Annotated in this window: 13 protein-coding genes; 10 read left to right on the forward strand and 3 right to left on the reverse strand. The window is 57.1% G+C overall.

Annotated elements, in window-relative coordinates; all coding sequences use genetic code 11:
* The first annotated feature begins 3 nt into the window (after positions 1-3).
* The 8 genes from modF to gpmA all read left to right on the forward strand — a co-directional run bounded on the left by modF (position 4) and on the right by gpmA (position 8725).
* A complete protein-coding gene (gene modF, locus SOM48_RS17675; protein ID WP_320512664.1) occupies positions 4-1473 on the forward strand; it encodes a molybdate ABC transporter ATP-binding protein ModF in 1470 nt (489 codons plus the stop codon).
* A 179-nt stretch (positions 1474-1652) separates the two neighbouring features.
* On the forward strand, positions 1653-2591 hold the full coding sequence (locus SOM48_RS17680) for a DUF2167 domain-containing protein (protein WP_042712015.1): 939 nt from the start codon (positions 1653-1655) through the stop codon (positions 2589-2591).
* Between the two features lie 2 nt (positions 2592-2593).
* Positions 2594-3289 carry a site-2 protease family protein gene (locus SOM48_RS17685; RefSeq protein WP_042712013.1) on the forward strand — a complete coding sequence of 232 codons (696 nt, stop codon included), beginning with the start codon at positions 2594-2596 and terminating at the stop codon, positions 3287-3289.
* A 216-nt stretch (positions 3290-3505) separates the two neighbouring features.
* Positions 3506-4522, forward strand: a complete 1017-nt coding sequence (galE, locus tag SOM48_RS17690) for a UDP-glucose 4-epimerase GalE (RefSeq protein ID WP_042712011.1) — start codon at positions 3506-3508, stop codon at positions 4520-4522.
* Positions 4523-4533: 11 nt separating this feature from the next.
* Entirely contained in the window at positions 4534-5580 is a 1047-nt protein-coding gene (galT, locus tag SOM48_RS17695) for a galactose-1-phosphate uridylyltransferase (RefSeq protein WP_320512665.1), read from the forward strand.
* 2 nt (positions 5581-5582) lie between these two features.
* A complete protein-coding gene (galK, locus tag SOM48_RS17700; RefSeq protein ID WP_315081707.1) occupies positions 5583-6731 on the forward strand; it encodes a galactokinase in 1149 nt (382 codons plus the stop codon).
* Positions 6725-7765, forward strand: coding sequence for a galactose-1-epimerase (gene galM, locus SOM48_RS17705; protein ID WP_320512666.1), 1041 nt, complete (start codon positions 6725-6727; stop codon positions 7763-7765). The genes galK and galM overlap by 7 nt, the downstream gene beginning before the upstream one ends.
* Before the next feature lie 207 nt (positions 7766-7972).
* Positions 7973-8725 carry a 2,3-diphosphoglycerate-dependent phosphoglycerate mutase gene (gpmA, locus tag SOM48_RS17710; RefSeq protein ID WP_023479514.1) on the forward strand — a complete coding sequence of 251 codons (753 nt, stop codon included), beginning with the start codon at positions 7973-7975 and terminating at the stop codon, positions 8723-8725.
* A gap of 192 nt (positions 8726-8917) precedes the next feature.
* Here the strand turns inward: gpmA and aroG are convergent, their stop codons facing one another.
* Entirely contained in the window at positions 8918-9970 is a 1053-nt protein-coding gene (aroG, locus tag SOM48_RS17715; protein ID WP_320512667.1) for a 3-deoxy-7-phosphoheptulonate synthase AroG, read from the reverse strand.
* A gap of 318 nt (positions 9971-10288) precedes the next feature.
* Between aroG and SOM48_RS17720 the strand changes: the two genes are divergently transcribed.
* A complete protein-coding gene (locus tag SOM48_RS17720; protein WP_042714499.1) occupies positions 10289-10672 on the forward strand; it encodes a YbgS-like family protein in 384 nt (127 codons plus the stop codon).
* Positions 10673-10787: 115 nt separating this feature from the next.
* Entirely contained in the window at positions 10788-11720 is a 933-nt protein-coding gene (zitB, locus tag SOM48_RS17725) for a CDF family zinc transporter ZitB (RefSeq protein ID WP_289746969.1), read from the forward strand.
* Here the strand turns inward: zitB and pnuC are convergent.
* Both pnuC and nadA read right to left on the reverse strand, forming a co-directional pair.
* The gene (gene pnuC / locus SOM48_RS17730; RefSeq protein ID WP_076769566.1) at positions 11717-12436 is read right to left on the reverse strand and encodes a nicotinamide riboside transporter PnuC; all 720 of its coding nucleotides are present in this window, start codon (positions 12434-12436) and stop codon (positions 11717-11719) included. The genes zitB and pnuC overlap by 4 nt on opposite strands.
* Positions 12437-12481: 45 nt before the next feature.
* A complete protein-coding gene (nadA, locus tag SOM48_RS17735) occupies positions 12482-13525 on the reverse strand; it encodes a quinolinate synthase NadA (protein WP_076769565.1) in 1044 nt (347 codons plus the stop codon).
* Between the last annotated feature and the right edge of the window lie 150 nt (positions 13526-13675).

Here is a 13675-nt window from a genome sequence, read left to right on the forward strand (position 1 = left end):
ATCATGTCGTCATTGCAAATTTCGCAAGGTACGTTTCGTCTTAGCGATACCCGCACGCTGCATCTTGAAGATCTCCGCCTGCAGGCCGGAGAGAGCTGGGCCTTTGTCGGTGCCAATGGCAGCGGCAAATCGGCGCTGGCTCGCGCGCTGGCGGGTGAGCTGACGCTGCTTAACGGCGAGCGCCAGTGCCACTTCACCCGCCTTACCCGCCTCTCCTTTGAACAGCTGCAAAAGCTGGTCAGCGAAGAGTGGCAGCGTAATAACACCGATATGCTCTCACCGGGCGAAGAGGATACCGGGCGCACCACCGCCGATATTATTCAGGATGAGGTTAAAGACCCGTCGCGCTGCGCGGCGCTGGCGGCGCAGTTTGGCATTACCCATCTGCTTGAGCGGCGCTTTAAATACCTCTCCACCGGCGAGACCCGCAAAACCCTGCTCTGCCAGGCGCTGATGGCGCAGCCGGAGTTGCTTATTCTTGATGAACCCTTTGATGGGCTGGATGTGGACTCCCGTCAGCAGCTTGCCGAGTTGCTCGCCCGTCTGAATGCCGATGGCTACACGCTGGTGCTGGTGCTCAACCGCTTCGATGAGATCCCGGCCTTTGTTCAGCATGCGGGCGTGCTGGTGGATTGCGCCCTGACGGAAACCGGTGAGAAAGAGGCCCTGCTTCAGCAGGCGCTGATTGCCCAGCTGGCGCACAGTGAACAGTTGAGCGGCATGGCGCTGCCGGAGCCGGACGCGGTACCCGCCCGTGCCACGCTCGATCCCAGCGCAGCGCTAATTGTGCTTAACGACGGCGTGGTCTCCTATGATGACCGCCCAATCATTAATCAACTCAGCTGGCAGGTGAATCCGGGCGAGCACTGGCAGATTACCGGCCCGAACGGCGCGGGGAAATCGACGCTGCTAAGCCTGATTACCGGCGATCATCCGCAGGGCTACAGCAACGATTTAACCCTGTTTGGCCGCCGTCGCGGCAGCGGTGAGACCATCTGGGATATCAAAAAACATATTGGCTATGTCAGCAGTAGCCTGCACCTCGATTACCGCGTCAGCACCACGGTGCGCAATGTGATCCTCTCGGGCTATTTCGACTCGATTGGGATTTACCAGGCGGTCTCCGATAAGCAGCATAAGCTGGCGCAGCAGTGGCTCGATATTCTCGGCTTCGATGCCCGTACCGCCGACGCGCCGTTTCACAGCCTCTCCTGGGGGCAGCAGCGGCTGGCGCTGATTGTCCGCGCGCTGGTTAAACACCCGACGCTGCTGATCCTTGATGAGCCATTGCAGGGGCTGGATCCGCTCAACCGCCAGCTGGTGCGCCGCTTTATCGATGTGCTGATCGGCGAAGGGGAAACCCAGTTGCTGTTTGTCTCCCACCACGCTTCCGACGCGCCCGGCTGCATTACCCATCAGCTGGCGTTTATTGCCGACGGCGAAGGCTACCGCTACGCCTTAACACCACAATAATTGGGGGGCTGCTTCGCCTCCTGGCGGTGTGGTGTAATAGCGCCCGCGCGTTTTCGCGTAAAAAAATAATGATCGTTTACTGGCTTGCTGATGACGCCCCCCGTTATCCGCGGCCAGTTTTTGTTATGGCAAGAAAAAAACCCGCCGATGGACGACGGGTCAATATAAACGGGACCTTTATGACTCAATATCTCTCCCTTCCCCGCGTCCTTACGCTGGTCGCGGCGCTCTGCTTTGGTTTCAGCACGCTGAGTTTTGCCGAAGAGACAACACCGGACGCTGCTTCCGCGAACGAAGCAAAAATTAACCAGGCCGTAGAAAACATGCAGCGCGTCAGCGTGTCGGGCCCGCATAAAGTCACGCTGGGTAACCAGGCGGTGCTTAATCTCCCGGAAGGTTTTACCTATATCCCTCCGCGGCAGGCAGCGGAATTTATGCGCGAACTGGGTAACCACGTCGATGAGAGCGCCTTTTACGGGCTGGTGTTCAATGATGCCATCTCCGGGTTCGTCTCCATTGAGTATGACGATGCGGGTTACATCAAAGATGACGATGCCAAAGACTGGGACGCGGCCGAGTTGCTGAGCAACCTGCAGGAGGGGACCAAAGAAGGCAACAAGATGCGCAGCGAGAAAGGCATCCCTCCTATCGAAGTGGTCGGCTGGGTAGAGAAGCCGAGCTATGACGCAGCAACGCATCGCCTGATCTGGTCTGCTGCCATTCGCGATATCGGCAGTAACGTACCGCTGAAAGAGCAAGGCGTGAACTACAACACCTACCTGCTCGGCCGTGAAGGGTATCTCTCGCTGAACCTGGTGACCGATCGCGGCACCGTGGAGCAAGAGAAGCCGCTGGCGAAAAACCTGCTTAACGCCGTGACCTTTAACGACGGTAAAAAGTACAGCGACTTCAACGCCTCGACTGACAAGATCGCCGAGTATGGCCTGGCGGCGCTGATTGGCGGCCTGGCGGCGAAAAAACTTGGTCTGCTGGCAATTATCGGCGTGACGCTGCTGAAGTTCTGGAAACTGGCGCTGATTGCGCTGGCGGGTGCAGGTATGGGCATCAAGAAGCTGCTGTTCCGTAAAAAAGACGACAAATCTAAGATTGTCGAATAAGCATGAAGCTGCTGTTTCTGCTGTTTAAAGGCGCAACCCTCGGCAAGCTGCTGCTTTCCGGGGGGACAATGCTGCTGTCGGTGGCGACCTATGCGCTGGCCTTCGGCTGGCCCTACGCCACCGGCTTCGTGGTGCTGCTCTTTTGTCATGAACTGGGCCACTATCTTGCGGCGCGTCAGCGTAACTTGCCGGTGGGTCTGCCGATGTTTATCCCTTTCGTCGGTGCCTGGGTGGCGCTAAAAGAGGAGTTTCCGGATGCGGAAACGGAGGCGTGGGTCGGTATCGCCGGCCCCCTGCTCGGCTCGCTTGCCGCGCTGGGCTGCTACTATCTGGCGGAGTACTTCGACAGTTCGATGTTGATGGCGGTGGCTTACGCTGGCTTTTTCCTCAACCTCTTTAACCTGATCCCGGTTCCCCCCCTTGATGGCGGGCGCATTACCGTCGCCATTTCGCGCAAGATTTGGTATCTCGGCATTCCGCTGCTGCTCGGTTTCTTTTACCTGCACCCCAGCCCGCTGTTGCTGATTGTCTGCCTGCTGGCGGCTTCGCAAATCTGGACCCGGCGCAAAGAAACGCCCAATTTAACCGCACTTAACCCTGGCAAACGTCTGGAATATACCCTTTTGTACTTTGGGCTGATTGCCTGGCTCTCCCTGATGACCTATAACCTCCACGGGGCGCTGGCCAGCTTTCGCTGACCTTCCCTGCGTCGCTGCAGCGCAGTGACGTCATTTTCAGACTAATCACACTCGTCGGCGCAGCCCGGTAAATACGCGGCTGTCCCGGCGTTGATGCGGCATTGCGGGCGGTTGAAAAATCAGTGTAAACGATTCCACTATTTTATCCCATGTCACACTTTTTACCGCTCTGTTATGCTAAGGTTAATTCATATCAAATGCTTGACGGAGTCAAATATGCGAGTTCTGGTTACTGGTGGTAGCGGTTACATAGGAAGCCACACCTGCGTGCAACTGCTGCAAAACGGTCATGACGTTATCATCCTCGACAACCTCTGCAACAGTAAGCGCAGCGTGCTTAACCAGATTGAGCGCTTTGGCGGTAAACGGGCGCTCTTCGTTGAGGGCGATATTCGCGATGAAGCGCTGCTGGCCGAGATCCTGCACGATCACGCTATCGAAGCAGTGATCCACTTCGCCGGGCTGAAAGCCGTCGGCGAATCCGTTGCTAAACCGCTGGAGTATTACGACAACAACGTCAACGGCACGCTGCGCCTGATTAACGCCATGCGCGCCGCCAACGTGAAGAACTTTATCTTTAGCTCCTCGGCAACCGTCTATGGCGACCAGCCGAAAATTCCTTATGCCGAAAGCTTCCCGACCGGCACCCCGCAAAGCCCGTATGGCAAAAGCAAACTGATGGTTGAGCAGATCCTAACCGACCTGCAAAAAGCGCAGCCGGAGTGGAGCATTGCGCTGCTGCGCTACTTCAACCCGGTAGGCGCGCATCCGTCAGGTGAGATGGGTGAAGATCCGCAGGGGATTCCGAACAACCTGATGCCCTATATCGCGCAAGTGGCGGTGGGCCGCCGCGAATCGCTGGCGGTGTTCGGCAATGACTACCCGACAGAAGATGGCACCGGCGTGCGCGACTATATCCACGTGATGGATCTGGCTGACGGTCACGTTGCCGCCATGCAGCAGCTGGCAGGCAAACCGGGCGTCCATATTTATAACCTCGGCGCCGGCGTCGGCAGCAGCGTGCTTGATGTGATTAACGCCTTCAGCAAAGCCTGCGGCAAACCGATTGCCTGGCACTTCGCGCCGCGCCGCGACGGCGATCTCCCGGCCTACTGGGCGGACGCCACCAAAGCCGACAAAGAGCTGAACTGGCGCGTAACACGCACCCTTGATGAAATGGCAGAAGATACCTGGCGCTGGCAGTCACGCCATCCGCAGGGCTATCCCGATTAACAGGAGTGGTAATGTCGCAATTTAACCCGGTCGATCACCCGCATCGCCGCTACAATCCGCTGACGGATCAGTGGATTCTGGTCTCTCCGCACCGTGCGAAACGCCCCTGGCAAGGGGCGCAGGAGACGCCGTCTAAACAGACGCTGCCTGCGCACGATCCGGACTGTTTCCTCTGTCCGGGCAATACCCGTGTCACCGGGGATAAAAACCCCGACTACACCAGCACCTATGTCTTTACCAATGACTTTGCGGCGCTGATGACCGACACGCCGGATGCACCAGAGAGTAACGACCCGCTGATGCGCAGCCAGAGCGCGCGCGGCACCAGCCGGGTTATCTGCTTCTCGCCGGATCACAGCAAAACGCTGCCGGAGCTGAGCGTGGCGGCACTGGAAGAGGTGGTAAAAACCTGGCAGCAGCAGACCGCTGAGCTGGGTAAAATCTACCCGTGGATCCAGGTGTTTGAGAACAAAGGCGCGGCGATGGGCTGCTCCAACCCGCATCCGCACGGGCAAGTTTGGGCCAACAGCTTCCTGCCGAATGAAGCCGAGCGCGAAGATCGCCTGCAAAAAGCCTACTTTGCCGAACACCACTCGTCGATGCTGATCGATTATGTGCAGCGCGAGCTGAAAGATGGCAGCCGCACGGTGGTTGAAACCGAGCACTGGCTGGCGGTGGTTCCCTACTGGGCCGCCTGGCCGTTTGAAACGCTGCTGCTGCCAAAAGCCGCCATTCAGCGCATTACCGAGTTAACCGACGCGCAGCGCAGCGATCTCGCGCTGGCACTGAAAAAACTGACCAGCCGCTACGACAACCTGTTCCAGTGCTCATTCCCCTACTCAATGGGCTGGCACGGCGCGCCGTTTAATGGCGAGGATAACGCCCACTGGCAGCTGCATGCGCACTTCTACCCGCCGCTGCTGCGCTCCGCCACGGTGCGTAAATTTATGGTCGGCTACGAGATGCTCGGCGAAACCCAGCGCGATCTCACGGCAGAACAAGCGGCCGAACGCCTGCGCGCGGTCAGTGATATCCATTTTCGCGAATCCGGAGAATAACAATGAGCCTGAAAGAGACAACAGACGCTCTGTTTGCTGAGACATTCGGCTACCCTGCCACCCACACCATCCAGGCCCCGGGCCGCGTCAACCTGATTGGCGAACATACCGATTACAACGACGGTTTTGTGCTGCCCTGCGCCATTGATTACCAGACGGTGATCAGTTGCAAAGCACGCGACGACCGCACCGTGCGCGTGGTAGCGGCCGATTACGACAACCAGCGCGATGAGTTTTCGCTGGATGCGCCGATTGTGGCGCACGACAGCCAGCAGTGGTCCAACTATGTGCGCGGCGTGGTGAAACATCTGCAACAGCGCGATGCCAGCTTTGGCGGTGCGGATCTGGTGATCAGCGGCAATGTGCCGCAGGGCGCGGGCTTAAGCTCGTCGGCCTCGCTGGAAGTGGCGGTCGGTACCGTCTTCCAGCAGCTTTACCATCTGCAGCTGGATGGGGCGCAGATAGCGCTCAACGGCCAGGAAGCGGAGAACCAGTTTGTCGGCTGTAACTGCGGCATTATGGATCAGCTGATCTCTGCGCTTGGCAAGAAAGGCAGCGCGCTACTGATCGACTGCCGCTCGCTCGGCACCAAAGCGGTTTCCATGCCGGAAGGCGTGGCGATTGTCATCATTAACAGCAACTTCAAACGTACGCTGGTGGGCAGCGAATACAACACCCGCCGCCAGCAGTGCGAAACCGGCGCGCGCTTCTTCCAGCAAAAAGCGCTGCGTGATGTCAGCCTCGATCAGTTCAACACTGTGGCGAATGAGCTGGATCCGCTGGTCGCGAAACGTGTGCGCCATGTGCTGACCGAAAACGCCCGCACCGTGGAAGCGGCCGCTGCGCTGGAGAAAGGCGACCTGCAACGCATGGGCGAGCTGATGGCGGAGTCCCACGCCTCTATGCGCGACGATTTCGAAATCACCGTGCCGCAAATCGATACGCTGGTGGAGATCGTCAAAGCGACCATCGGTGATAAAGGCGGCGTGCGCATGACCGGCGGCGGCTTTGGCGGCTGCGTCGTTGCGCTGGTGCCGGAAGCGCTGGTGCCGGAAGTGAAACAGGCGGTTGAGAGCCAGTACGAAGCGAAAACCGGCATCAAAGAGACCTTCTACGTGTGTAAACCTTCTCAGGGGGCAGGACAGTGCTAAATGAAACGCCTGCGGTAGCACCCGATGGGCTGCCGGTACGACTGATCACCCTGCGCAACGGCGCGGGGATGGTGGTGAGCTTAATGGACTGGGGCGCGACGCTGCTCTCTGCGCGCGTACCGATGAAAGATGGCAGCGTGCGCGAAGCCCTGCTCGGCTGCGCGACGCCGGAGCACTACTGGGAGCAGACCGCCTATCTCGGTGCGTCTATTGGCCGGTATGCGAACCGCATTGCGAAGAGCCGCTTTACTCTTGATGGCGAGACCTGGTCCCTGACCCCAAGCCAGGGCGAAAACCAGCTGCATGGCGGCCCGGAAGGGTTTGATAAACGCCGCTGGCGCATTGAGCGCCAGAACGACAGCGAAGTGCTCTTCTCCCTCACCTCGCCGGATGGCGATCAGGGCTATCCGGGTACGGTCAACGCCACGGCGCACTTCCGTCTTGGTGATGATAACCGCATTACCATTGAGTACCGTGCGACCACCGACAAGCCCTGCCCGGTCAACCTGACCAATCACGCCTATTTCAACCTTGATGGCGCGCAGGGCGATGTCCGCAATCATACGCTGCAACTGCTGGCCGATGCCTATCTGCCGGTGGATGAGATGGGCATTCCGACCGGCGATCTGAAAAAGGTGGCGTTGACCAGTTTTGATTTCCGTACGCCAAAAACCGTGGCGGAAGAGTTCCTCAGCGATGAGGATCAGCGCGTGGTGAAGGGGTACGATCACGCCTTTTTACTGCAGGCGCAGGGGGATGTGAACAGGCCTGCGGCGCACCTGTGGTCGACGGATAAGCAGTTGCAGATGTCGGTCTACACCAGCGCGCCTGCGCTGCAGTTCTATTCCGGTAACTACCTGGAAGGGACGCCTGCGCGCGGCGGGAAAACCTACAGCGCATGGCAGGGCCTGGCGCTGGAGAGCGAGTTTTTACCCGACAGCCCGAACCGCCCGGACTTCCCGCAGCCGGGTTGTACGCTGCAACCTGGCGACGAATATGTCAGCCGGACGGAGTATCACTTTATTCCGCTCTGAGCATGAGCCCTCCTGCGGGAGGGCTTTTTTTTGCCCTTTTTGCTGAAATATGCGCCACTTATCCTCAAAACAATAACCCTCGATTCACAAGCAGCTTACACTCTGCGCCTATTTTCGCTATGGTTAAGGGTAATCGTTGCCGGGCAGTACGCTTCGGCAATACAATGAGAATCGTTATCATTAAATCAGGCTCACAGGAGTAAGTGTATGGCTGTTACTAAGCTGGTTCTGGTTCGTCATGGCGAAAGCCAGTGGAACAACGAAAACCGCTTCACCGGTTGGTACGATGTTGATCTGTCAGAGAAAGGCGTTGGCGAAGCGAAAGCGGCAGGCAAACTGCTGAAAGCTGAAGGCTACGCGTTTGATTTTGCTTATACCTCTGTGCTGAAACGTGCCATCCACACGCTGTGGAACGTTCTGGACGAACTGGATCAGGCATGGTTGCCGGTTGAGAAGAGCTGGAAACTGAACGAACGTCACTACGGTGCGCTGCAGGGTCTGAACAAAGCAGAAACCGCTGAGAAATATGGCGACGATCAGGTTAAACAGTGGCGTCGCGGCTTCGCCGTTACCCCGCCGGCACTGACCAAAGATGATGAGCGTTTCCCGGGCCACGATCCGCGCTACGCGAAACTGACTGAGCAAGAGCTGCCGCTGACCGAAAGCCTGGCGCTGACCATCGATCGCGTTATTCCTTACTGGAATGAAACCATTCTGCCGCGTCTGAAAAGCGGTGAGCGCGTGATCATTGCCGCACACGGTAACTCCCTGCGTGCGCTGGTGAAATACCTCGACAACATGAGCGAAGAAGCGATCCTCGAACTGAACATTCCGACCGGCGTACCGCTGGTGTATGAGTTCGACGAAAACTTCAAACCGATTAAGCACTACTATCTGGGTAACGCGGATGAGATCGCCGCGAAAGCTGCTGCAGTAGCAAACCAGGGTAAAGCGAAGTAATAAAAAAGCCGGACACGTTGATGCCCGGCTTTTGATTCTCAGGCCCGGTATGCTTCGCGCTGCCGGGCTTTTTGCTGCGTAAAATTCCGGATGGCGCGTAAACGCTTATCCGGCCTACGCGGTTTCAGCGGCTTCGTTACCGTAGGCCGGATAAGGCGTAGCCGCCATCCGGCATACAAAATAGAGGGCCCGTTAACCGCGGCGTGATTTAACGGCTTGCGCTAACTGGCGCAGCACCGCGTCGGTATCTTCCCAGCCGATACAGGCATCGGTCACGCTTTTGCCGTAAACCAGCGCATCGCCGCTCTCAAGACTCTGGTTGCCTTCCACCAGGTGGCTCTCAATCATCACGCCCATGATCGCCTTGTCACCGCCGGCGATCTGCTGGCAAACATCGACGCTCACGTCCATCTGCTTTTTAAACTGCTTACTGGAGTTCGCATGGCTGAAATCAATCATCACCTGCGCCGGTAAGCCCGCTTTTTCCAGCCCTGCTTTCACTTCGGCGACATGCTTCGCGCTGTAGTTCGGCTCTTTGCCGCCGCGCAGAATAATGTGGCAATCGCCGTTGCCCGCCGTGTTGACGATGGCCGAGTGACCCCATTTGGTCACGGAGAGGAAGCAGTGCGGTGCGCCTGCGGCATTGATAGCGTCAATCGCCACTTTAATGGTGCCATCGGTGCCGTTTTTAAAACCAACCGGGCAAGAGAGGCCGGAGGCAAGCTCACGGTGTACCTGAGATTCGGTCGTGCGCGCGCCAATCGCGCCCCAGCTCATCAAATCCGCCATATATTGCGGGGTGATCATATCGAGGAACTCACCTGCCGCCGGCAGCCCGCTGTCGTTAATCTCCAGCAGCAGTTTGCGCGCAATACGCAGGCCGTCATTGATGCGGAAGCTGTTATCCATATGCGGATCGTTAATCAACCCCTTCCAGCCAACGGTGGTGCGCGGTTTTTCAAAATAGACGCGCATCACGATTTCCAGTTCGCCCTTCAGTTCGTCACGCAGTGCCAGCAGGCGCGAAGCATACTCTTTTGCCGCCACGGGATCGTGAATGGAACAGGGGCCGATGACCACTAACAGGCGATCGTCGTTGCCGCGCAGGATTTGATGAATTGCCCGGCGCGCCTGGGAGACCGTTCTGGCAGCGGTTTCGGTAGCGGGGAATTTTTCAAGCAGCGCGACAGGAGGGAGTAACTCATTGATCTCTTTGATGCGTAAATCGTCGTTCTGATAAGTCATGATCTTTCCAGTGTGAACATGTTTTTTAGAAGAAAAGCAATCTGACCAATCTATCTCGCTCGCGCCGTAGTGTAAACGCGATTTTACACTTCGCCCGGATAATTCCTGGAATCCACGTAATGTGGTGGGAAAAGTAGCAAGTCGCCACATCCCGACTACACTTTTTAACTGTAAATACCTTTGTTTTACATTTTTTCGTTATTCCATGCTGCTACTTATGGCACGTATGGCATCTTTCACCACTGAGCGTGCGATGGGTTCGCGCATATTCTGCCGACGTCCCGCGCGGCATTAGACGACCAGCACAGGAGCATCATGATGAAAATGAATAAATTAGCGACGCTTTTACTGACCACCACACTGACTCTGGCAGGCGGCGCGGCGTATGCAGCTGACGCATCCTCTTCTAGCTCCAGCAACGGTGATGCTAACGCAGCAGCGAAGGCTGGCCAGGTTGCACCTGACGCGAAAGAAAACATTGCGCCAGGCAATGTTGATAACAGCAATATCAATACCAGCAACACTAATACCAACTCCACCTCTACGCAGAAGCACCACAAATCTGGTCATATGAGCAAAGAGGAAGTGCACAAAAACACCATGTGTAAAGATGGTCGTTGCCCGGACGTGAATAAAAAAGTTGAAACTGGTAGCGGTGATAACAGCAAAGTGAACACCAAAACTGATGGCACCACCCAGTAAGGCGTGATGCTGAAGTGAAGAAGGAGAGCTGAGGCTCTCCTTTTTTTATTCCTTAAAACTCAAAATCTGCAATGATGTAGGCGTTTTCTCAACGGTCAAAAGGATAGATCCCATCATGGCGCACGATCACTCGCATGGCTCATCGGATGCCAATGCCCGCCGTCTGCTACTGGCCTTTATGGTCACCGCTGTTTTTATGGTTATTGAGGTGGTGGGCGGGATTATTTCCGGCTCGCTGGCGCTGCTGGCCGACGCCGGACATATGCTCACGGATGCCGCCGCCCTGCTCTTTGCTCTGCTGGCGGTGTGGTTTGCCCGCCAGCCGCCGAGCGCCAAACGCACCTTCGGCTGGCTACGTCTGACGACGCTTGCCGCCTTTATCAACGCCCTTGCGCTGGTGCTGATAACAATCTGGATTGTCTGGGAAGCGATCCTGCGCTTTAGCCACCCCCAGCCGATTGCCGGGATGACGATGATGGCGATTGCTATCGCTGGCCTTGTAGCCAACCTGCTCTCCTTCTGGCTGCTGCATCGCGGTAGCGAAGAGAAAAACCTTAACGTGCGCGCTGCTGCGCTGCATGTGCTGGGCGATCTGCTTGGCTCCGTTGGCGCGATTGTCGCGGCAGTGGTGATCATGGTGACCAACTGGACGCCCATCGACCCGATTCTGTCGGTGCTGGTTTCTGCGCTGGTGCTGAAGAGCGCGTGGCGCTTGATGAAGGAGAGCGTCAATGAACTGCTGGAGGGGGTGCCCGCTTCGCTGGATATCGGTGCGTTGCAGCGCCACTTGCGCCGCGCCATTCCAGAAATTCGCGATGTGCACCATGTGCACGTCTGGCAGGTGGGTGAAAAACCGCTGATGACGCTGCATGTGCAGGTGATCCCGCCGCGCGATCACGATAAGTTGCTCGGCGAGATCCACCACTTCCTGGCGCACCATTATGAGATTGCTCATGCGACGGTGCAGATGGAGTACCAGCCCTGTAGCGGCTCAGACTGCCGTCTGGGCGACGTTACGGCCGATCCCCACCACGGACATCATCATTAATGTGAAAGCGCGCGAGAGCCACGCTCACGCGCGCTGTTAATCCACATCCGGCTGCCGTTCAGGGCGATAAAGGTGAGGATCATATACTCCAGCGACATCGCCCACACGCCCTGGCGCGCAAAAATCACCACGCTAATCACGTTGATAATTACCCACAGCAGCCAGTTTTCGACATATTTGCGCGTCATCAGGATCATCGCCACGATAGAGAGCACCATCATGCAGGAGTCCCAGAACGGGAAAGCATCAGGCTGCAGCGTTGGCATCGCCACGTTCAGCCCGACTGCCTGCATGATATTGACGGCGATACGCGTCAGGAACGCAAAGACCGGGTTGATAAACAGCGTCATCAGACCAATCGCCACCACACAGGCGGCAAGCCAGCCGAGGGCTTTGCTACGCGGCAACCAGCGGATTTGCAGCTCGGCCTCATTTTGCGAGGTCTGGCGCGACCAGGCATACCAGCCATAGATATTGGCGGCGAAGAAGAAGAGTTGCAGCAGCAGGCTGGCATAGAGCTGGATCTGAAAGAAGATGATGGCGAAGAGCGTGACGTTAATCAGACCAAAAGCGTAGTTGCTGATTTTCTCAAGGCTGGCGAGCCAGATACAGAGTAAACCCGCCAGCGTGCCTGCGGCTTCAATCCATGAAAGGTCATATCCCCCGGCACCGATCGGAATGTGCACGAGGATGTTTTGCGTACTAAAAAAGTCCATTCTTTCCCCAGAGCGTAGTGTTACGCATTGATGTCTATGAAAATATTAAGGTCGAAGTGTAGCCGCAAAATCGAGCATGCGGTTAAGCGGCAGCAGCGCGCGTTCGCGCAGGCTGGCCTCCACTTCTATCTCATGCGCCGTTCCGCCCTGCTCCAGCCCGTCGGCAATGGCTTTCAGACCGTTCATCGCCATCCACGGGCAGTGGGCGCAGCTGCGGCACGTCGCCCCTTCGCCAGCCGTTGGCGCCTCGATCAGCGCTTTATGCGGCACGGCCTGCTGCATTTTATAGAAGATCCCACGGTCGGTGGCGACAATCAGTTGCGAGTGAGGCAGCGTTTTTGCGGCCTGGATCAACTGGCTGGTCGAACCGACCGCATCGGCTAACTCTACCACCGCTTGTGGCGATTCAGGATGCACCAGTATTGCGGCGTCCGGATAGAGCGCCTTCATGCGCCGCAGCGCCTGGGTTTTGAACTCATCATGGACGATGCACGCCCCCTGCCAGCAAAGTACGTCCGCGCCCGTTTGTTTCTGGACGTAATTGCCGAGATGGCGATCCGGTGCCCAGATAATTTTTTCGCCGAGGCTATCGAGGTGCTCAATCAACTCGACCGCAATGCTCGAGGTGACCACCCAGTCGGCGCGGGCTTTTACCGCCGCCGAGGTGTTGGCATAAACCACCACGGTGCGATCCGGGTGCGCATCGCAGAAGGCGTTGAATGGCTCAATGGGGCAACCGAGATCGAGCGAGCATTCGGCCTCAAGCGTCGGCATCAGGATCGTTTTTTCCGGGCTGAGGATTTTCGCCGTTTCCCCCATAAAACGCACGCCGGCTACCAGTAGCATTGAGGCGGAATGTCGCGCCCCAAAGCGCGCCATCTCCAGCGAGTCGGAGATGCAGCCGCCGGTCTCTTCCGCCAGCTGCTGGATTTCCGGGTCGGTATAGTAGTGGGCGACCATTACCGCATTACGCTCTTTAAGCAAGCGTTTGATTTTATCGCGATAAAAGGCTTTTTCCGCAGGGTTCAGCGGCGCGGGTTTGGCAGGAAAGGGATAGATTGCGGCTTCAGGATCAAACATTACGCTCATGATGCTCACTCGTTTTGCGTGCTTAACATGATAACCCCAACAGCGGCCAGATATAGATTATTAAGTAGCCGATGTTTTATATACTAAACAAGATACCCGATCGCTGAGATATTGTCGCGGTGAATTTATTCGCAGTGGGAAATGGATAGT

Source organism: Kosakonia sp. CFBP8986, from assembly GCF_034044935.1.
Classification (GTDB): Bacteria; Pseudomonadota; Gammaproteobacteria; order Enterobacterales; family Enterobacteriaceae; genus Kosakonia; species Kosakonia cowanii.